Source organism: Acidovorax kalamii (assembly GCF_002245625.1).
Taxonomy (GTDB): Bacteria; Pseudomonadota; Gammaproteobacteria; order Burkholderiales; family Burkholderiaceae_C; genus Acidovorax; species Acidovorax kalamii.
Map to the genome: position 1 here is coordinate 56624 of NZ_NOIG01000013.1, position 20953 is coordinate 77576.

Here is a 20953-nt window from a genome sequence, read left to right on the forward strand (position 1 = left end):
CGCCGCTACAACGGCCTGCAGCGTGGGATGCGCGTCACAAATCGGAGCCCACGATGAAGGCCACGGTGGCCGCAATCACCGCCTCGGGCTGATCGCGGTGTGGCGAATGCGCACATCCAGGCAGCTCCAGCAGCCGGGTGCCAGGCACCTGCTGCGCAATGCCGCGTATCTGCGCCAGCGTGCCGTACTCGTCGTCCAGCCCCTGGATGGCCAGCACGGGCGCACGGATGGCGGCGATCTCGGCCTCGATGTTCCAGGCGCGGAACGCAGGGTCCAGCCAGATGCGGTTCCAGCCCCAGAAGGCCGAGTTGGGGTCGTCGTGGTAGCGGCCCAGCTTCTGCGCCAGGTCGGTATGCAGGTAGGCATGCTTCGCACGCTCGATGTTCTCCACCGTCACGCCTTCCACAAAGATATGCGGGGCCAGCAGCACCAGGCCGCGTGTGCGCTCCGGACACCGCGCAGCGAACAGCAACGCGATGGAGGCACCGTCGCTGTGGCCGAACAGCCAGGGCGCTTCCCGCACACCCAGCACATCCAGAAAGGCGGGGATCACCTCGTGCGCCTGCTGGTGCATGAAGTCCACGCCCCACACCTCGCCCTCCGCGCGCGGGGTGGACCGGCCATAGGCGGGGCGCGAGAAGACCAGCCCCCGGAATCCTCCCGTTTCGCACAGCCGCTGCGGGAAGTCCTTCCACATCGCCACCGATCCCAGACCCTCATGGAGGAACACCACCAGCGGGGCCGCCTTGCGCTCGGGCGCGATCCACGCGTACTCCATCTCCACCGTGCGCTGCCGCCAGGCCACAGAGGCCTTGCGCGGAGCATCCACCACGGCCGTCATGGCTGCGGCCCCTGCTCGCGCTCGCGCAGCCGAAAGCGCTGGATCTTGCCCGTCGCGGTCTTGGGCAGTTCGGGTACGAACTCGATGAGGCGTGGGTACTTGTAGGGAGCCAGGCGTTCCTTCACAAAGGCCTTGAGGTCGTCTGGCGTGGCCGCTTGCCCTTCCTTGAGCACCACGAAGGCTTTGGTCTTGGTCAGACCATCGGCGTCCTGCGTACCGATCACGGCGGCCTCCAGCACCGCCTGGTGCTGCATCAGCGTGGCCTCCACCTCAAAAGGCGATACATAAATGCCGCTGACCTTGAGCATGTCGTCGCTGCGCCCGGCGTAGGTGTAGTAACCCTCAGCATCGCGCACATACTTGTCGCCGCTCTTGGTCCAGGCGCCCTGGAAGGTTTCGCGCGTCTTCTCGCGGTTGTTCCAGTACAGCAGCGCTGCGCTGGGGCCCTGGATGTACAGGTCGCCAATCTCGCCATCTGGCACCTCGCGCCCGTCTTCACCACGCAGCGAGACCTCGTACCCTGGCACGGGCTTGCCCGTGGTGCCGTAGCGCACATCCCCCGGACGGTTGGACAGGAAGATGTGCAGCATCTCGGTGGATCCAATACCGTCGATGATGTCGCAGCCAAAGTGGGCCTTGAAGCGCTGCGCGATCTCGGCGGGCAGGGCCTCGCCCGCCGATGAACACATACGCAGTGACACCGCGCTGCGTGGCGGCAGGCGGGGCGAGGCCAGCATGCCCGCAAAACCCGTGGGGGCCCCGAAGAACACGGTGGGCTGGTGCCGCGTCCAGCGCTCGAAGGTGGCATCGGGCGTGGGGCGTTCGGCCATCAGCACCACCGTGGCCCCCACCGACAAGGGGAAGGTGAGGCTGTTGCCCAGGCCATAGGCAAAGTAGAGTTTGGCAGCCGAGAAGCACCGGTCCTGCTCGGTGAGGCCCAGCACCGGCTTGCCATACAGCTCGGCCGTCCACCACAGGTTGCCGTGGGTGTGGACCGTGCCTTTGGGCTTGCCTGTGGAGCCTGATGAGTACAGCCAGAAACCCGGCGCATCCGGCCCCGTGGCAGCGGGCGCCGACAGGGGCGCCGCAGCAGTGATGGCAGCCCGCATGTCCAGCGCACCGCCGGGCAACGGCCCCTGCGGCTGCGACACCACCTGCAGGGCCACCTCGTTCGGCTGTCGGTGCATGGCGTCGTTCAGCACAGGCAGCAACGCCCCCGACACCAGCACTGCCCGCGCGCGGCAGTGGGACAGCATGTAGGCATAGTCCTCCGGCTTGAGCAAGGTGTTGACGGCCACAGGCAGCACACCGGCGTACAGGCAGCCCAGAAAGGCCACGGGCCAGTCGCAGGTGTCGAGCATCAGCAGCAGCACCCGCTCCTCGCGCCGCACACCGGCCCCCGCCAGCACCGCCGCCAAGCGGCGCGCACGGTCCTCCAGGGCGCCATAGCTCAGGGTTTCATGGTCGTCGATGTAGGCCATGCGGTCGCCGCGCGCGCGGTTCAGCGCAAACAGGTGCTCCGCAAAGTTGAAATGCTCTGGCAGGCGGGTCATGGGGATGTCTCCGAGGTTCTTGCAGGGAAAGGGCCTGCGCAAAAAAAGGGGCTACGCCAGATCGGGCACACCCAGTGCCGCCAGCACTGCGGGGCTGGCCTGCACGGCGCTGCGCTGGTGGTAGAAGTCCAGCGCACGCAGCCCGCCCAGCTCGGCACCACCACCCGCACGGCCCGGGCCGCCGTGCTGCGACATGGGCATCACATTGCCATGGCCACTGTGGGCCTGCGCCACATCGGGCGTGACCACATGCACGCGGCCATGGCTGGCAGCCACCGCCAACGCCGTGTGCGCCAGTGCGGCCTCGTCATTGCCATACAGCGATGTGACCAGCGAGCCCTGGCCGCGCTGCGCCAGCGCGATCGCATGCGCACTGTCGCGGTAGGGCAGCAGCGTGGCCACGGGGCCGAAGACCTCCACGTCGTGCACTGGCTGCGCAGCATCGGCATCGCGCGCGCCCAGCAGCACGGGCCCCATGCAGGCGGCCACGGCGGGGTCGGCATCCACCAGAGGCTGGTTGCGGCCGTCGTACAGCACCGTGGCATGGGCCAACAGTGTGGCCAGGCCTTCGCGCGCCGATGCGAGCTGGGCGCGGCTGACCAGCGAGCCCATGCGCACGCTGTCGTTGCGCGGGTTGCCCACTGTGATGCCAGCCAGCTTGGCACCAATGGCCTCGGCAGCCGCGTCGTACACCTCGGCGGGCACGAGGATGCGGCGGATGGCTGTGCACTTCTGGCCGGACTTCACGGTCATCTCGCGCACCACCTCGCGCACCAGCAGGTGGAAGGCTTCGCTGCCCGGGGCCTCGCCCGGCAGCAGCAGGGCGCTGTTGAGGCTGTCGGCCTCGATGTTGGCGCGCACCGAGCGCTGGGCCACCGCAGGGTGGCCGCGGATGACGCCCGCCGTCTCAGCCGAACCCGTGAACGACACCACATCGAAGGGCTGCAGCTGGTCCATCAGCCCCGCTGAACTTCCGGCGATGACCGACAGCGCGCCCACGGGCAGCACACCGGCATCCACCACATCCTGGACCATGCGCTGCGTCAGCCATGCAGTGGCCGTGGCTGGTTTGACGATGACGGGCATGCCCGACAGCAGAGCGGGAGCGGCCTTCTCCCACAGCCCCCAGGCCGGGAAGTTGAACGCATTGATGAACAGTGCCACGCCCTGCCGGGGCACCTGCAGATGCTGCGACTGGAAGACAGTCTCCTTGCCCAGCTTCACCGCGCCTCCGTCGCGCAGGGCACGCACGTCGCCCAGAGCATCTCCCCATCGGGCATATTGGCCCAGCGTGAAGATGGCGCCATCGATGTCCACGGCCGAGTCGTTCTTGACGGTACCGGCATTGGCCGTAGCGATCTCGTAGTAGCTGTCGCGATGGGACTGCAACACCTTCACCACAGCCATCAGCATCGCGGCGCGCTCGCGGTAGGTGGCTGCGCGCAAGGCCGCGCCACCGGTATCACGCGCAAACGCAAATGCCTCGGCCAGGTCCAGCCCTGCCGCATCCACCCGCACCAGCGCGGTGCCCAGCACAGGGTCCCGCAACGCGGTGCCCGGCCCGGTTCCGTGTTGCCAGCGCCCTGCGGCATAGTTGGGGAGCAGTTCAGTCATGCGGGGCTTTCTTCAAATAGGGGAAAGGAGTCGGCAACAAGTCGTCAGGCCAGCGTGGGGCCTACCGGGTGAAGTGGATCTGTCCCTCGGGCAGGAGGTAGAGCACGAGGGCGCGTCCCTGCGCCACCGTGGGATGGTGTGCACTGCCGGGCGGGTAGACACACCAGCCAGCAGGGTGGCCATCAAAAGTCGCGCCCTGCGTGAGCGGCATGATCAAATCGATCTCGCCGTTCGGGTGCGTGTGGTGCGGGCCCGCCAGGTCCTGCATGTCCACCACATCCACCGAGAAGCGGTGCAAGGCGTCCTCGGGCTTGAAAACCCGGCCGTAGCGGATGCCACCGCCCTCGCGCTCGCACAACCAGCCTTCACGCACCCCCACCGTGCACGCGTCCTTGAGCCGCTCGTACACATCGCTCCCGGGGCCGTGGTTCTGGTTGAGCCAGCCCGCCAGCGCCGCATCCAGCGGCTGTCCAGCGATCTGGCCCGTCAACGTGGCAAGGGTCTGGTGAAATACGGCTTTGGTGGACATGGGTGTCTCAGGTGAAGGCATCAGGGGCGAAAGTGCAAAGGCAATGGTTTGATCCATGTCCTTGCGCCACCCCGAAACATGCAGTATGTTGCGTCACACGAACAATAGTTTCTGATTCAGTCAGCGTCAAGCACTATAGTGCATATTCGGTATTTTCCCTGAGCAAATACAGGGCGGCAATTGGCGCACAAGGATGGGTATGAACGAACAAGAAGAGGCAGGGACGGGTTTGCCAACGATTGCCACGGCCGCAACCACGACCGAGGAACCCAAGAACCCCGTGCTGGTGGCGCTGGGGGAGCGGGTGCGCAACCTGCGCGCGCAGCGGGGGTTGACCCGCAAGGCCGTGGCCGTGGCGGCCGACGTGTCCGAGCGGCACCTGGCCAACCTGGAGTACGGCACGGGCAATGCGTCCATCCTGGTGCTGCAGCAGGTGGCGGGCGCCTTGCACTGCTCGCTGGCCGAACTGATGGGCGATTTCACGACGAGCTCGCCCGAATGGCTGCTGATCCGCGAGCTGCTGGAGCACCGCAGCGAGCCCGAGCTGCGCCGCGTGCGCCTGGCCCTGCATGAGCTGCTGAGCGGCGGCAGCAATGACACAGCCCGGCACGGGCGCATCGCCCTGGTGGGCCTGCGGGGTGCAGGCAAGTCCACCCTGGGGCCCTTGCTGGCGCGTGCACTCGACGTGCCCTTCATCGAACTGAGCCGCGAGATCGAAAGCCTGGCGGGCTGCAGCGTGCGCGAGATCCACGACCTCTATGGCACCACGGCCTATCGCCGCTATGAACGCAGGGCGCTGGAAGAAACCATCCAGATCCACAGCGAGGTCGTGATCGCCACACCGGGCGGGATTGTGTCGGACCCGGCCACCTTCAACGAGTTGCTGGCGCACTGCACCACCGTCTGGCTGCGCGCAGCACCCGAAGAACACATGGGCCGCGTGGTAGCCCAGGGCGACATGCGACCCATGGCGGCCAGCAGGGAAGCCATGGACGACCTCAAGCGCATACTGGACGGGCGCGCCGCCTTCTATTCCAAGGCCGACATCACGATCGACACCTCGGGCCAGACGCCCGAGCAAAGCCTGGCCGCCCTGCACGCGGGCGTGCGCAAGGCCACAGCCCGGGCGGCCTGAGCCCCACACCTGCCACGCCCCACACAGGGTGTGGCCCTGTCCGCCCAGCGCCGCCCTTTCCACCACGCGCCACCTCCTGACGAATCACCGCACAAACATGCATTGACTTGCCTGTTGATATGCATCATGATGCACATCAACAGGCAAAACATGCATTATTTTGCACAAACCCATTCCAAGGAGACGCCATGACCCACCCTGTGCAGCCCCCGTCCCGCGTGGACTACCGGACCGACCCCACGCAGTACCGCCACTGGAAGCTGGCCGTGGACGGCGCAGTGGCACGCCTGTCGCTCGACATTGCCGAAGACGGCGGCATCCGCCCCGGCTACAAGCTCAAGCTCAACAGCTACGACCTGGGCGTGGACATCGAGCTGCACGATGCCCTCAACCGCATCCGCTTCGAGCATCCACAGGTGCGCTCGGTCATCGTCACCAGCGCCCGGGACCGCATCTTCTGCTCGGGCGCCAACATCTTCATGCTGGGCGTCTCCAGCCACGCCTGGAAGGTGAATTTCTGCAAGTTCACCAACGAGACGCGCAATGGCATCGAGGATTCTTCGAAGCACTCGGGCCTCAAGTTCGTGGCCGCCGTGAATGGCGCCTGCGCAGGCGGCGGCTACGAGCTGGCCCTGGCCTGCGACGAGATCGTGCTGGTGGATGACCGCTCTTCGGCCGTGTCGCTGCCCGAAGTGCCGCTGCTGGGCGTGCTGCCCGGCACCGGCGGCCTGACCCGTGTGACCGACAAGCGCCACGTGCGCCACGACCTGGCCGACATCTTCTGCACCAGCGTGGAAGGCGTGCGCGGCCAACGCGCGGTGGACTGGCGCCTGGTGGACCGCATTGCCAAGCCTGCGCAGTTCGCTGCTGCAGTGGATGACACCGCCGCACGTCTGGCGGAGGGCAGCCCCCGCCCAAGCCACGCGCAAGGCGTGGCCCTGCCCCGCGTGGAGCGCGAAGAAACGGCCGACAGCCTGCGCTACGCCCATGTGAGCGTGGACATCGACCGCACCCGCCGCACAGCCACCATCACGCTGAAGGTCCCCACTGGCGTGCAGCCTACGGACATCGCCAGCATCGAAGCCGCAGGGGCCGCCTGGTGGCCCCTGGCCCTGGCGCGCCAGCTGGACGATGCCATCCTGAACCTGCGCACCAACGAGCTGGACATCGGCACCTGGCTGCTCAAGACCGAAGGCGACGCACAGGCGGTGCTGGCCAGCGACGCCACGCTGATAGCGCACCAGGACCACTGGCTGGTACGCGAAACCATCGGCGCGCTGCGCCGCACCTTCGCGCGGCTCGATGTGTCTTCGCGCAGCCTGTTCGCGCTGGTAGAGCCCGGCTCGGCCTTTGCGGGCTCCCTGGCCGAGCTGGCTTTTGCCGCCGATCGCACCTACATGCTGGCCCTGCCCGACGACACGGAACGCGCACCCAATATCACGCTCAACGAGTTCAACTTCGGCCTGCTGCCGATGGTGAACGACCAAAGCCGCCTGCAACGCCGCTTCTACGAAGAAGCCGCGCCACTGGAGGCCGCCCGCGCAGCCGTCGGCAAGGCTCTGGATGCCGACGCTGCGCTGGCGCTGGGCCTGGTGACTGCAGCCCCGGACGACATCGACTGGGACGACGAAATCCGCATCGCCATTGAGGAGCGCGCCGCCATGTCGCCCGACGCGCTCACAGGGCTGGAGGCCAACCTGCGTTTTGCCAGCAAGGAGAACATGGCCACTCGCATCTTTGGCCGCCTCACCGCCTGGCAGAACTGGATCTTCAACCGCCCCAACGCCGTGGGCGACAAAGGTGCGCTCAAGGTCTACGGCACCGGCCAGAAAGCTGGCTTTGATCTGAACCGCGTCTAGCCCCACCCCAACCGTTCGGTTTTCCATCCCGCGAGGAGACATCCATGAGCACCATCAACTACAGCGAGAAGATCCCCAACAACGTCAACCTGAGCGAAGACCGCACGCTGCAGCGCGCCCTGGAAGGCTGGCAGCCCAACTTCATCAACTGGTGGGACGACGTGGGCCCCGAGGGCTCGACCAACCATGAGGTCTATCTGCGCACCGCCGTGAGCGTGGACCCGAATGGCTGGGCACAGTTTGGCCACGTGAAGATGCGCGACTACCGCTGGGGCATCTTCCTGAACCCCGGCGATACCAACCGAGAGATCCACTTTGGCGACCACAAGGGGGAAAAAGCCTGGCAGGACGTGCCCGGCGAGCACCGCGCCAACCTGCGCCGCATCATCGTGACGCAGGGCGACACCGAGCCCGCCTCGGTCGAGCAGCAGCGCCACCTGGGCCTGACGGCGCCCAGCATGTACGACCTGCGCAATCTGTTCCAGATCAATGTGGAAGAAGGCCGCCACCTGTGGGCCATGGTCTACCTGCTGCACAAGCACTTTGGCCGCGACGGCCGCGAAGAGGCCGAGGCACTGCTGCAGCGCACCTCGGGCGACGTAGACAACCCGCGCATCCTGGGCGCGTTCAACGAGAAGACGCCCGACTGGCTCGCGTTCTTCATGTTCACCTACTTCACCGACCGCGATGGCAAGTTCCAGCTGTCGGCCCTGGCTGAGAGCGCGTTTGACCCGCTGGCACGCACCACCAAGTTCATGCTGACCGAGGAGGCCCACCACATGTTCGTGGGCGAGAGCGGCGTCTCGCGCGTGCTGTCGCGCACCGCGCAGGTGATGAACGACCTCAAGACCGACGACCCGGCCCAGGTGCGCGCAGCAGGCGCCATCGACCTCGGCACCATCCAACGTTATCTCAACTTCCACTACAGCGTGACCATCGATCTGTTCGGTGCCGACCAGTCGAGCAACGCCGCCACCTTCTACAGCTCGGGCCTCAAGGGCCGCTACGAAGAAGGCAAGCGAGGTGACGACCACATCCTCAAAGGCCAGACCTACAAGGTGCTGGAAGTGGTCAACGGCCAGTTGCAGGAGAAGGACGTGCCCATGCTCAACGCCTTGAACGAGGTGCTGCGCGACGACTTCATCAAGGACTCGATGGCCGGGGTGGGCCGCTGGAACAAGGTGCTGGAGAAAGCCGGCATCCCCACGCGCCTGGTCGTGCCACACAAGGCCTTCAACCGCCAGATCGGCGCCCTCGCGGGCATCAAGATGTCGCCCGATGGCCGCGTGGTGAGCGAAGCGGAATGGACGGCGCGCAAGGCCGAATGGCTGCCCACGCCGGAGGACTTTGCCTTTGTGGCCTCGCTGATGGGGCGTGTGGTCGAGCCTGGCAAATTTGCGGGCTGGATTGCTCCCCCGGTCATGGGTATCAACCGCCAACCCGTGGACTTTGAATACGTCCGGTTCGGCTGACCCACCCACACACCAGCGTTGCCCCGTTGCCCATACCAGGGAGCAGGGCAACATGGGCCGGGGCCCCACGTTTTTGCCGATAGCGCACCCCGCCCGCCTCCCGGTACAACCCCCATACCGACCGCGAGGCCTTCAGGAGAACAACCATGGATATGGCCGTCCAGACCGCCGTCATCAAGCAGCACCTGATCGACCCCGAGATCTGCATCCGCTGCAACACCTGCGAGGCCACCTGCCCGGTAGGTGCCATCACACACGACGACAACAACTACGTCGTGCGGGCCGATGTGTGCAACGGCTGCATGGCCTGCATCTCGCCCTGCCCCACAGGCTCCATCGACAACTGGCGCACCATGCCGCTGGCGCGCGCATACACGATTGAGGAGCAGTTCACCTGGGAAGAGCTGCCGCCCGAACTCCCGCCCGATGCGCTGACCGCCGAAGGTGTTGTGCCGCCCGTGGATGCCGTACCTACCTCCGGCCCTGCCGCGCCCGTGGAACCGGGCACGCAAGCGTTCCGCTCGGCCCAGTACGGCGCCACGGTGCCGCCCTGGTCGGCTGCCCACCCCTACACCAACCTGTTCCCGCCCAAAAGCCCTACCGAAGCCACCGTGGTCGGCAACTTCAACTGCACCGAGACGGGCTTCGAGAACGAGACCCACCACGTGGTGCTGGACTTTGGCAGCATGCCGTTCCCGGTGCTGGAGGGGCAGTCCATTGGCATCATCCCACCCGGCACCGATGCACTGGGCAAGGCGCACCACGCGCGCCAATACTCCATCGCCAGCCCGCGCAACGGCGAGCGGCCCGGGTACAACAACCTGGCCCTGACGGTGAAGCGCGTGACGCAGGACCATGACGGCCACCCTGTGCAGGGGATCGCCTCCAACTACATCTGCGACCTGAAGGTGGGCGACAAGGTGCAGGTGGTGGGGCCGTTTGGCAGCTCCTTCCTCATGCCCAACCACCCCCGCTCGCACATCGTGATGATCTGCACCGGCACGGGCAGCGCCCCCATGCGCGCCATGACCGAATGGCGGCGGCGCCTGCGCAACAGCGGCAAGTTCGAGGGCGGCAAGCTGATGCTGTTTTTCGGAGCCCGCACGCAGCAGGAGCTGCCGTACTTTGGCCCGCTGCAAAACCTGCCCAAGGATTTCATCGACATCAACCTGGCGTTCTCACGCACCGCCGGGCAGCCCAAGCGCTATGTGCAGGACCTGATGCGCGAGCGCGCCGCCGACCTGGCCGCGCTGCTGCAGGACGGCAGCAGCCACTTCTATGTGTGTGGCCTGAAAAGCATGGAAGAAGGCGTGGTGATGGCCCTGCGCGACATTGCCAGCGAGGCCGGGCTGGACTGGGACACCGTGGGCGCGACCCTGCAGCGCGAGGGCCGCCTGCACCTGGAAACCTACTGAGCCCCCACTCCTTGGCGGCTCCCCCAAGCCCCGCCAGCCCTCCCTGGGTCATAGCGCCCCGGCGCAGGGCGCCTGCGGCCTCTCTGCGCCGCTTTTCCCATCTCTCCCAGGGGTTCCGGACATGTAACACCTGCAACGCCCTCCTGGCCCGGGCGGGCCGGTTCGGCGTTCCTGCGAAAATGGCGGGCTTTGCCCACTGGGGACCCGTTCCCTGATGCCCCTGCGCCCGGAGTGATCCAGTGCGGGGTGCCAGCACAGTGAATGGCCTCCACGGGATGTACCTGCACCACCGACTCAACAGCTCACGCCTTGTTGTCCTGCTCCAGCAATGGGCGCGGGACGATGGCGCGCGGGCGGCACAGTTGCCGCAGCCCGATGTGGCGCAAACCCTGAGCCAGTGGCTGGGCACGGTGGACGCCGTACAGCTCAGCCGGGCGCTGCATGCCATCGAATCCTTGCCAGAGGCAGGGCGCGCAGGGGCCGGACCTGGCCTGGCCATCGACCTGGCCGCACTGGACCGTTTTGTCCAGAAGATCCAGGCGGACCTGTCCGCGCTGCTCACGGCCCGGACCGCAGCCCCCAAACCCCTGCGCGCGCGGGCCGACAACACGCCCGTGGCGCTGCCCGATCCCGAGGTCGATGCCGACTTTGGTGCCCATGGCCCCCGCTACCTGGAGCTGCAGCGGCAGATGGACACGCGGCTGCTGGCCTTGCGGGCCCAGGTGCGCCATGCCATCGCCAAGGGCCGCCCCGCCCTGCGGCAGCTGGCGGCCCTGGATGCCGTCATGGAGCAGATGCTGGGCGCGCGCGAGCAGCGGCTGTGGGCGTCGCTGCCCAGCCACCTGGAGCGCCGCCTGGCCCACCGCCACCAGGCGCACCAGCAGGCGCTGCAAGCCCGGGGCCTGGCCGATGAGCCGCACCGCTGGCGCCAGCCAGGCGGCTGGCTGTGGGCTTTTGAACAAGACATGCAGGCGCTGCTGCTGGCCGAGATGCAAGTGCGCCTGCTACCCATCACGGGGCTGCTGGAAGCCGCCCACAACGAGAAAACAGGACAACAGGAATGAACAAGAGTGTGATGCCCGCCGTCTTCGCCGTGGGCCTGGCGGCCGTGGGCTGGGTGGGCTGGGGCTTTGTCGGAACCAGCCCCCTGGCGCTGGCCATGACGGCGGTGATTGGCGCGGTCTATGTGCTGGGGGCCTATGAGCTGTGGCAATTCCGCGCCGCCACCCAGTCCCTGGGGCGCGCGCTGACCGACGGCACGGCAGGACCAGCACCGCTGGCCGACCTGAACGGCTGGCTGGGCCGCCTGGCCCCCGCGCTGCGCCACCCCGTGCGCCAGCGCATCGAAGGCGAGCGTGTGGCACTGCCAGGCCCCGCCCTCACGCCCTACCTGGTGGGCCTGCTGGTCATGCTGGGCATGCTGGGCACCTTCCTCGGCATGGTGATCACCTTCAGCGGCACCATGTCTGCGCTGGAAACCTCGTCCAGCCTGGAGTCGATCCGCGCCGCGCTGTCGGCGCCCATCAAGGGGCTGGGCCTGTCGTTTGGCACCTCGGTGGCCGGTGTGGCCGCCTCGGCCATGCTGGGCCTGCTGTCGGCGCTGAGCCGCCGCGAGCGGCTGGCGGCCGTGCGCCTGCTGGATGCCCACATCCCCACCCTGTTCCGCCCCTTCTCGCCCGCCCATCGGCATGACGAGATGCTGCACGCCCTGCAGACACAGGCCCAGGCCCTGCCCCTGATCGCTGAGCGCCTGCAGGGCCTGGCGGAAGGGCTGGAGCGGCGCAACGAACAGCTGGGCACCCAGCTGGTGACGCAGCAGCAAGAATTTCACCGCGAAGCCGCTGCCGCCTACACCCAGCTGGCCAGCGCCGTGGGCACCTCGCTGCAAGACAGCCTGGGCGCCAGCGCACGCCAGGCCGGGGAGGCCATCCGCCCCGTGGTGGAGCAAGCCATGGCCACCCTGGCCCAAGAGGCCCAGCGCTCGCACGACCGCCTGCGCGCCACCACCGATGCGCAGATGCAGGCGCTGTCGGGCCAATGGGAGGGTACGGCCCGCCAGGTGGCCGACACCTGGATCACCGCCTTGCAAAGCCACAGCCAGACCCAATCCACGCTGGTGGCCCAACTGGAGCAGTCCCTGCAGACCGTGACCCAGGCGTTTGACCAGCGCTCCAGCGCCCTGCTGGCCTCGCTGCAGGCATCGGCCACCCAGTTGCAAACCGCACAGGCCGCCGCCGATGCGCAGCGCCTGGAAGGCTGGCGCGACGCCCTGAACGGCATGGCCACCACACTCGCCGCCGAATGGCAGCAGGCCAGCGCCCAGACGGTGGCACAGCAGCAGGGCGTGGGCCAGGCGCTGGAGGGCGCTGCCGCGCAGATCGGCCACACCCTGCACAGCGCCACCCAGGCGTTCGACCAGCGCGCAGACGCCCTGCTCGCCGCCCTGCAAGACACCGTGGCCCAATCGCACGCGGCCCAGCTGGCGGCCGACCAGCAGCGCACGGAGGGCTGGAGCCGCACCATGGAAGGCCTGGCCAGCACCCTCAGTGCCGAATGGCAAAAGGTGGGCGCACACACCGTGGCGCAACAGCAAGCAGCCTGCCAGGCACTCGAAGGCACGGCCACCCAGATCGGCCACACGCTGCAAACCGCCAGCCAGGCACTCGACCAGCGCTCCAGCGCCTGGCTGGAGGCCCTGAACAACACCGTGGCCCAATCGCACACCACCCAGCTCGCCGCCGACCAGCAGCGGCTGGAGGCCTGGAGCCGCTCCATGGACGGCATGGCAGGCGCCCTGACGGCCGAGTGGCAGCGTGTGGGCGAGCAAGCGGTGGCCCAGCAGCAGGGCGTGTGCCAGGCGCTGGAGGCCACCGCCACCCAGGTCACCGAGCGCATGACCGAGCAGGTGGCGCGCACCCTGGGCAGCACGGCGGCGCTGATGGAGCAGTCGGACACCCTGCTGCGCACGCGCCTTGCCACCGAGGCCCAGTGGGTGCAGGCCCAGGGCCAGCGCATGGACGAACTCACCAGCGTGTGGCGCACCGAGCTGCAGGCCCTGCGCGACGCCGAAGCCCAGCGCGGCCAGGCCGCCGTGGAGCGGCTCGACACGCTGCAGGCCGCCGTCGCACAGCACCTGGCCACGCTCGGGTCGGCGCTGGAGGCGCCGCTCACGCGCCTGCTGCAGACCGCATCCGACGTGCCGCAGGCTGCGGCCGAGGTCATCACCCAGCTGCGCCAGGAGATGGCGCGCATGAGCGAGCGCGACAACACCGCGCTGGCCGAGCGCACCGCCATGGTGGAGCAGCTGGGCACCCTGCTGCACGCCGTGAACGATGCCGCCGTGCAGCAGCGCGCGGCCATCGACGCCCTGGTCGGCTCCGCCGCCCGGGTACTGGAACAGGCGGGCGACCAGTTTGCCCAGGCGCTGGGCGCACAGGCTGGCAAAGTGGACGAAGTGGCCGCCCATGTGGCTGCCAGCGCGGTGGAGCTGTCCAGCCTGGGCGAGGCTTTCGGTCATGGCGTGGGCCTGTTCAGCGCCAGCAACGACAAGCTGGTGGAAGGCCTGCAGAGCATCGAGGGCGCCATCAGCCAGTCGATGAACCGCAGCGACGAACAACTGGCCTACTACGTGGCCCAGGCGCGCGAGGTGATTGACCTGAGCATCAGCGCCCAGCAGGGCATTGTGGAAGACCTGCGCAGGCTGCATGGCAACGCGGGCCGACCTGCCAGCGTGGCCACAGCAGTGGCCGAGGGAGCCGCCGCGTGACCGGCCTGGACGACACCCTGGACGACAGCGCCGAACCCACCGCCCCCGTGTGGGCGGTATTCGGCGACCTCATGGCCGGTTTGCTGGGCGCGTTCGTGCTGATTCTGGCCGGGGTGCTGGTGGTGCAGATCGACCTGGTGGCCAGCCTCAAGCAGGAGGTGGAAAAGCGCCAGCAGGAAGAACAGCGCCGCATGGCGCTGGAGAAAGCATTGGCCATTCCGCTGGCCAGCGGCCGCGTCACGGTGAACAACGGCCGCATCGGCATCAGCGGCAGCGTGCTGTTTGCCACGGGCTCCGACGAGCTGCGCCCCGAAGGCCGCCAGCTGCTCAAGAGCCTGGTGCAGCCCCTGCAGGTCTACCTGCGCGAGCGCGATGAAATGCTGATGGTGAGCGGCTTCACCGACAACACCACGCTGCTGCGCGGCCCCCACCAGCGTTTTGCCGACAACCTGGAGCTGTCGGCCCAGCGGGCCCTCACGGTGGCCCGCGCGCTCATCGACGAGGGCATGCCCTCGTCCCAGGTGTTTGCCGCCGCATTTGGCGCCGAGCAGCCCGTGGCCGACAACGCCGATGAAAAGGGTCGCGCGCAGAACCGGCGCGTGGAAATGGCCCCGGTGCCCAAGGCCTCGAACACACCAGCCCCGCGCCATGAATGAACAGCCCGGCGAGGCCATGCTGGAGACGCTGCGCGCCGAAGGCTTACAGCGCCACAACCCGGCCCGCTTCCACTACCTGGAGGTGTTGGCGCAGCGCCTGCCGGGCCAGCCCGCAGCCGTGCAGCAGGTGCTGGCGCAGCGGCTGGAGCAGGCCGTGGCCACCTATGCCTGCGAGGCCCGGTCTGCCGCCACCGCAGCGGCGGCACCCGGCACGGGGGCGACCCCGGCAACCGCTGCGCCATCCCCCCTGGCCCGGCTCAACCGCGAGCTGAGGGCCCGCGCATCGGCCGAGCCCCATGCCGACACCACCGACGCCTTGCACGCCAGCGCAGGCACACACCTGCCCGACATGAAAAGCGTGCGCCAGTTCAGCGAGGTCTGGTCCAAGATCTCGGCCGAGCAGCAGGTGGTGCAGGCCCTGCACCGGGGGCCCGAAAACGCGGGCCCGCTGAACTCGCACAAGCTGGTGCTGCGCTCGCTGAGCCTGATGCGCGCGCTGTCGCCCGACTACCTGCGGCGCTTCATGTCCCAGATGGATGCCCTGCTGTGGCTCGACCAGGCAGGCACCCGGGCGCCCGCACAGGCCGCGCGCGCCCCGCGCAAGGGACGCGGCAAGGTCTAAGCCCCCTCCCTGGCAGCCCTGGCTACACCGGCCCCGGGCTCACCGGCCGCGCAGCGCTCTCCAGCAGCCACAGCGCCGTGCGCGCACGGGTCATGGCCACGTACAGCATGTTGCGCTCGCGGTAGGCCTCTGCATGCGAGGCCGGGCCCGGAAACCGCCCGCGCTCCACAAACGGCACGGCCACAAACATGAACTCGCGCCCCTTGCACGCCTCGACGCTCAGCAGGCGCAGGGTGACGGGCTCTTTGGCCTGGTACATCGCGATGCTGGTGGTGGCCATGAGCGTGAGGCGGCCCAGGAACTCGCTCGCAGGCATGCCCTGCGCCAGCCGTGCCAGTTGCTCCAGGCTGGCCAGGCAGGCCTGCCGCTCCACGCCATGGATGGCGGCATCGTCAAAAATGTGGCGCACCAGCGCATGGCTGAAGAACGCGCCCGCATCGGCCAGCACTTCCGGCCCCAGCGCCATGGCCTGGGCACAGGCGTCTGCGAGCGGCGGGGCGTTGCGGTCCAGCGTGCCGTGCACGATGTAGCGCTGCATCAGCGGCGCATTGCCATGCAGGGTCGCGGCCAGCTGCTGGCTTTCGCTGGCCCCCGGACCCACGCTCCAGCCTGCATCGTCAAACTGGCCCTGGGCCAGCACGTCGGGGTCCACCGCATCGGGCCGGGCGTTGCGGCGGCCATAGTGCAGCAGCCCCTGGATGGCGGCGGCCACGATCCCCGGGGTCAGGGGTCGCTCTGCGGCGCTGTCGCCGTCCAGCGCCCACATCAGGCCCAGCACCAGGGCCACTTCGCGGCGCAGGTAGAAGGCGCCCATCCCCTGGCAGCCGTAGTGCACGCCTTCGTGCCCAAACACCCACTCCAGCAGGATGCTGTCCTGCGGGTTGCGCAGCACCACGTTCAGCGCGCTGTGCGCGCCTTTGTCGGCCTTGTCGGATGTGTCAGCCCGCAGGCCGCCCCAGCCCTGAACAATCTGGGTGTGCAGCTCCACCAGCTGCTGCGCGCAGTGCGCGTCGGTGTCGTAGCCCAGGTGCACGAACGAGTCTGAACTCTGCGCAGCACACGCAAACTCCACCCCGAACAAGGGATTGAGGGCCGCACATATCTCCGCGCCAAAGCGGCGTGTGGTGTGAATGCGCAGGACTTCCGTGCCCGCAGGCAGGCTGCCCAGCATGTGCTGCAGCGCGCCGCCAAACACCGAGAAAGCGCCCTCATGGATGTGCTGGTTGAAGTCGCCCGCGCCCACAAACACGCCGTTGTGGCTTTGCACCAGCTTGCGCAAAATCGTCAGCGCGCCTTCGTCCAGGTCGTGCAGTTCATCAAACAGCACCGCGCCATAGCGCCCCATCAGCGGCTCGCAGGGCTCATCCCAGCCCAGCAGGTCGAGCTGACGGCACAGCTCGAAGCTGCAGTCGCCCTCGGCATAGAAGCGGGGTTCGTGGTCCATGCCCACGCGCATGCGCTCGTAGTGCCGCAGCAGGCGGTACAGGCCGTAGTCCAGGTCCTGCGCTTCACAGAAATCCCGCAAGGTGCCGCCATGGTCCTCACACTGCTTGTCCAGCTGCCGTTTCTTGGCCAGGGCTTCGAAGGCCAGAAAAGCGTCGATGTCCACGTCATGCGCCAGCACGGCGTCGGCATCCGGGTCCGGGCTGCGCGCCAGTTCCTGGCGCAACGCCTGCTGGGCCTGCAGGATCAAAAAGCGCCGCTGCACCGGGTCATCGAGCTTGACCACCGGATCGCCCTGGGCCTTGAGCACCTGTTCGCTGAGCTGCTCGATCGTCAGGATCTCCAGGCTGGCGGGCACGGCGCCGTGGAGTTTGAGAAACCGGTCGCGCAGCGCCGTCACACCGGCGCGGGAATAGGCCAGCACCAGGATGCGCCCCTGCGGCCCCACGCCCGCCAGCAGCTGGCAGGCCTTCATGCACAGCGTGGTGGTTTTGCCCGTGCCCGCCAGCGCACTGATGATGAGGGCGGGTGCGCTGGACTGCAGCACCTGCTGCTGTTCGCCGGTGGGCACGAACCACTGGCTGTTCCAGCTCCTGGCGGGGGGATGTGTCATTTCTTGGGGGCCATGTGGCAGACGGGGGCGCTATTGTCACCGGCCCTGGCCCACCGCGCCTGGCGGCGGCGCTGGAAACACCTGCGTTGCCCAAGGCGCTGAAAATTCAAACAAAAACCGGCCTCTGCGCGCGTTCAATATGGACTTTTAGCTATATATTCGATAGCAATTGACCACCCCGGGGTCCGTATGCACTGCGCCACCCAAGTGCGACGGGCTGCTAGTGTCCGGCCGACAGCCACCGCTCCACCAGCGGGTGCAGCACTTTCTTGCGCGCACCTATTGCAAAGAAGTGCTCCTCCACCCCTTCGCACGCGCCCACCCGCTTCACGCCATACCGGGCCGTCAGGTCGTCGTGCACCAGGCCCGCCATCGGAAACACCCCCATGCCCGCCGCGCCAAAGGTCTTGAGCAGGGCGCTGTCCTCGAACTCGCCCACCACCTGCGGCCGGATGGCCATGCGCTCGAACCACTGGTCGATGCGGGCGCGCACTGCGGCATGGTGGGTGGGCAGCAGCACCGGCACCTGGGACAGGGACTGCGGAAACCCCCGCCGTGCGGCCGTCTGCAAGGGCGCTGGCGCGTACCAGGCCAAGGGCGATGTGTCCAGCAGATGGCTGTAGACCTTCAGGTTGGGGTTGGGCGGCGCAGCGCGGTCGGCCAGCACCACGTCAAGCCGATGCAGTGCGAGGTCGCCCAGCAGGTCCTCGAACTCGTCCACCAGGCACAGCAGCCGCAGGTTGGGCTCCTGCATCACCGGCTGCATGAGGCTGTGCACGGCCAGCTTGGGCAGGTCGTCGGAGATCCCCACCACCAGGCGCACCACGGGGGCGCCCACGGCATCCCGCACGGCCGCGGGCAATTGTTCCCCCAGCTGAAAAATCTGCTCGGCCTGCCGCATCGCGGCAAACCCGGCATCGGTGAGCGCCACTCCGCGCCCTGCGGGCTTGAGCAGGGCATAACCCAAAGAGCGCTCCAGCTCGCGCACCTGCGTGCTCACGGTCTGCACGGCCATGCCCAGGCGTTCGGCGGCGCGCGCAACCCCTCCTTCCTTGGCCACCACCCAGAAGTAGTAGAGATGCCGATAGCTGAAGTCGGGCCCCATGGTTCGGTACCTTCCCGGTGTTCTCCGGTGTCTCTCCGGTTTTTCAGAACTGTTGCTTCTCAATTATCTGCTTTTACAAACCGGCTGCGCGGCTATCGTGGGGCCTCGTCGAGGCGCCTGGCGCGGGGCGCATGGCACCGCCACACCGATGCATGTGAAGGAGACCACCATGTTGAAAGTCCTTGTCCCCACCGATGGCTCACCCAAATCACAACACGGCATACGCCACGTGATCAGCGAGTTCGAGAAGAACCCCAGCCTGGAGGTCCATGTCCTCAACGTACAGCCACCGTTCTCCAAGCATGTGAGCGACTTCACCAACAAAAGCGATCGGGCCGACTTCCACCGCGAGCAAGCCGACCTCGCGCTTGCGCCTGTGCGGCAGGCCCTGGATGCGGCCGGAGTTCCTTACACCGTCCACTACGAGGTCGGCGACAAGGCTGACTGCATCGTGGCCGTGGCGCGCCGGCTGGCGTGCGACTGCATCCTGATGAGCACCGCACGCAAGAGTTCGCTGGTGCGCCTGGTGGAGCACTCCATCACCAACCAGGTGATCGAACGCAGCACCGTGCCGGTGGAAGTGATTGCTGGCGAACCCGCCTCGAAGCTCGAACGCTTTGGCATACCCGCAGGGGTAGGGGCGGGCATCCTGGTGCTGTGGATGGCTGCCAGCTGAGGCACCACGGCGGGGCCGCCAGACCGACCGCGCCACCCCTCTCCACCGCCACACAGCACGGCGAGCCACGCCGCCCCAGGGGCTACAGATGCACACCATCGAATCCTTGGCTACGGCCCCGATGTGGGCCGGCTTCATCGCCTTTGTGCTGGTCATGCTGGCGCTGGACCTGTTCGTGCTCGGTGGCAACAAGGCCCACCGCGTATCAGCGAAAGAAGCTGCGAGCTGGGCCACGGCCTGGGTGGCCATGGCCAGCACGTTTGGCGCCCTGTTGTGGTGGTACCTGGATGGCGCCGTCGGCCGCGAGATAGCCAACCGCAAGGCGCTGGAGTTTTTCACCGGCTACCTGATCGAACAGGCCCTGTCGGTGGACAACATGTTCGTGTTTGTGATGATCTTCACCTACTTCGCCGTCCCGCCCGAGCTGCAGCGCCGCGTGCTTTTGTATGGCGTGCTGGGGGCCATCGCCATGCGCGCAGTCATGATCCTGGGCGGCGTCTGGCTGGTGTCTGAATTCGCCTGGGTGCTGTATGTGTTCGGCCTGTTTCTCGTGGTGACCGGCATCAAGATGCTGGTCATGGCCGACCAGAAGCCCGACCTGGACCAGAACCCGCTGCTGCGCTGGCTGCGCGGCCACATGCGCATCACGCCCGGCTTTCATGGCCAGGCTTTTTTTGTGAACATCAATGGGTTGCGGTATGCCACCCCCATGTTCCTGGTGCTGGTGATGATCGAGGCCAGCGACCTGGTCTTTGCGGTGGACAGCATTCCGGCGATCTTTGCCGTGACCACCGATCCGTTCATCGTGTTCACCTCCAACATCTTCGCCGTGATGGGGCTGAGGGCGCTGTACTTTCTGCTGGCCGACATGGCCGAGCGTTTTCACCTGCTCAAGTACGGCCTGGCCCTGGTGCTGATCTACATCGGCGGCAAGATGCTGGCCATGCCCTGGTTCCACATGCCGGTGCAGTGGTCGCTGTCCATCGTGGGGTCAATCATCCTGATCTCCGTGGTGCTCAGCCTGAAGTTCTCAGGCCACCGGCAACACCGGAGCGCATCATGACCACAACGGCCCTGCCAGACGCCCTGCCCGCGCCCGACCTGGCGCGGCGCGACAGCACGGGCCGCCTGGTTGCCGCGACCTGGCACAGCGCGGGCTCAAGACCGGCGGGCACGGGTCGTGCGCGCTGGCTGGTGGCGGTAGATGGCTCGGCCTGCGCACTGCGCGCCGCCGCGATAGCTGCACGCCTGGCGGCACTCGCGCCCCACGCCGAGGTGGATCTGGTGCATGTAGAGCCCTGGCTGAGCCTAGAGGCCGCCGAAACCGAACTGGTGCAACGCGGCTGGACCGCCATGGCCCCCGCCCGCGAGCTGCTGGAGGCCGCCGCCCTGCACTGGCGCCTGCATGCCCTCATGGGGAGCGACGCCGCAACAGAGATCGTGGGCCTGGCCCATACCCTGGGCAGCTGCGGCATCGCCATCGGCTCGCAGGGCCTGACCGCTGCCGAGTCCCTGTTCATGGGTTCAGTGGCGTACAAGATCTTGCACTTGGCCAGGGGGCCGACCCTGGTGGTCCGCTGAGGCCGACAGGCATCGCGCCCAAAGACAAGCCTTTCCATGCTCCCTCTGGGCGTCGCCCCCGCCCGTGGCGCGG

General features: G+C 67.6%; 17 protein-coding genes. 11 read left to right on the forward strand and 6 right to left on the reverse strand.

The genetic code is table 11. From position 1 onward, the window contains the following. Window positions 1-34: 34 nt before the first annotated feature. The 4 genes from CBY09_RS21125 to CBY09_RS21140 all read right to left on the reverse strand — a co-directional run bounded on the left by CBY09_RS21125 (window position 35) and on the right by CBY09_RS21140 (window position 4537). Window positions 35-841, reverse strand: a complete 807-nt coding sequence (locus CBY09_RS21125) for an alpha/beta fold hydrolase (protein ID WP_094291547.1) — start codon at window positions 839-841, stop codon at window positions 35-37. After that, entirely contained in the window at window positions 838-2394 is a 1557-nt protein-coding gene (locus CBY09_RS21130) for a benzoate-CoA ligase family protein (RefSeq protein WP_094291548.1), read from the reverse strand. The genes CBY09_RS21125 and CBY09_RS21130 overlap by 4 nt, the downstream gene beginning before the upstream one ends. A 51-nt stretch (window positions 2395-2445) precedes the next feature. Then, a complete protein-coding gene (locus tag CBY09_RS21135; protein ID WP_094291549.1) occupies window positions 2446-4008 on the reverse strand; it encodes a 3,4-dehydroadipyl-CoA semialdehyde dehydrogenase in 1563 nt (520 codons plus the stop codon). Window positions 4009-4069: 61 nt separating this feature from the next. Beyond that, entirely contained in the window at window positions 4070-4537 is a 468-nt protein-coding gene (locus tag CBY09_RS21140; RefSeq protein WP_094291704.1) for a DUF4863 family protein, read from the reverse strand. A gap of 199 nt (window positions 4538-4736) precedes the next feature. On the opposite strand from CBY09_RS21140, the gene CBY09_RS21145 reads away from it, so the two are divergent. From CBY09_RS21145 to CBY09_RS21180, 8 genes are all read left to right on the forward strand, one after another. Next, on the forward strand, window positions 4737-5672 hold the full coding sequence (locus tag CBY09_RS21145; protein WP_094291550.1) for a helix-turn-helix transcriptional regulator: 936 nt from the start codon (window positions 4737-4739) through the stop codon (window positions 5670-5672). A gap of 188 nt (window positions 5673-5860) precedes the next feature. Continuing rightward, complete coding sequence (boxC, locus tag CBY09_RS21150) at window positions 5861-7531, forward strand: 2,3-epoxybenzoyl-CoA dihydrolase (RefSeq protein ID WP_094291551.1); 1671 nt, start codon at window positions 5861-5863, stop codon at window positions 7529-7531. A 44-nt stretch (window positions 7532-7575) separates the two neighbouring features. Continuing rightward, a complete protein-coding gene (gene boxB, locus CBY09_RS21155) occupies window positions 7576-9003 on the forward strand; it encodes a benzoyl-CoA 2,3-epoxidase subunit BoxB (protein ID WP_094291552.1) in 1428 nt (475 codons plus the stop codon). A 146-nt stretch (window positions 9004-9149) separates the two neighbouring features. After that, a complete protein-coding gene (boxA, locus tag CBY09_RS21160) occupies window positions 9150-10418 on the forward strand; it encodes a benzoyl-CoA 2,3-epoxidase subunit BoxA (RefSeq protein ID WP_094291553.1) in 1269 nt (422 codons plus the stop codon). 275 nt (window positions 10419-10693) lie between these two features. Continuing rightward, on the forward strand, window positions 10694-11482 hold the full coding sequence (locus tag CBY09_RS21165) for a DUF3348 family protein (protein WP_094291554.1): 789 nt from the start codon (window positions 10694-10696) through the stop codon (window positions 11480-11482). Next, window positions 11479-14184: a DUF802 domain-containing protein gene (locus CBY09_RS21170; RefSeq protein ID WP_094291555.1), complete on the forward strand. Its 2706-nt coding sequence runs from the start codon at window positions 11479-11481 to the stop codon at window positions 14182-14184. Before CBY09_RS21165 ends, CBY09_RS21170 begins: the two co-directional genes overlap by 4 nt. Further along, window positions 14181-14840: an OmpA family protein gene (locus tag CBY09_RS21175; protein ID WP_094291556.1), complete on the forward strand. Its 660-nt coding sequence runs from the start codon at window positions 14181-14183 to the stop codon at window positions 14838-14840. Before CBY09_RS21170 ends, CBY09_RS21175 begins: the two co-directional genes overlap by 4 nt. Continuing rightward, window positions 14833-15462 (forward strand): DUF2894 domain-containing protein, encoded by a 630-nt coding sequence (locus CBY09_RS21180; protein ID WP_094291557.1) that lies wholly within the window; start codon window positions 14833-14835, stop codon window positions 15460-15462. The genes CBY09_RS21175 and CBY09_RS21180 overlap by 8 nt, the downstream gene beginning before the upstream one ends. A 22-nt stretch (window positions 15463-15484) precedes the next feature. On the opposite strand, the gene CBY09_RS21185 is transcribed toward CBY09_RS21180, so the two are convergent. Together CBY09_RS21185 and CBY09_RS21190 are read right to left on the reverse strand one after the other, a co-directional pair. Then, entirely contained in the window at window positions 15485-17518 is a 2034-nt protein-coding gene (locus CBY09_RS21185) for a UvrD-helicase domain-containing protein (protein WP_094291558.1), read from the reverse strand. A gap of 220 nt (window positions 17519-17738) precedes the next feature. After that, on the reverse strand, window positions 17739-18623 hold the full coding sequence (locus CBY09_RS21190) for a LysR family transcriptional regulator (protein ID WP_094291559.1): 885 nt from the start codon (window positions 18621-18623) through the stop codon (window positions 17739-17741). A 169-nt stretch (window positions 18624-18792) separates the two neighbouring features. Here CBY09_RS21190 and CBY09_RS21195 point away from each other — a divergent pair, with 169 nt between their 5' ends. The 3 genes from CBY09_RS21195 (at window position 18793) to CBY09_RS21205 (ending at window position 20880) form a co-directional block, all read left to right on the forward strand. After that, on the forward strand, window positions 18793-19299 hold the full coding sequence (locus CBY09_RS21195; protein WP_094291705.1) for a universal stress protein: 507 nt from the start codon (window positions 18793-18795) through the stop codon (window positions 19297-19299). 88 nt (window positions 19300-19387) lie between these two features. Beyond that, window positions 19388-20362 carry a TerC family protein gene (locus CBY09_RS21200; RefSeq protein ID WP_094291560.1) on the forward strand — a complete coding sequence of 325 codons (975 nt, stop codon included), beginning with the start codon at window positions 19388-19390 and terminating at the stop codon, window positions 20360-20362. Continuing rightward, window positions 20359-20880 carry a universal stress protein gene (locus CBY09_RS21205; protein WP_094291561.1) on the forward strand — a complete coding sequence of 174 codons (522 nt, stop codon included), beginning with the start codon at window positions 20359-20361 and terminating at the stop codon, window positions 20878-20880. Before CBY09_RS21200 ends, CBY09_RS21205 begins: the two co-directional genes overlap by 4 nt. Window positions 20881-20953 lie beyond the last annotated feature (73 nt).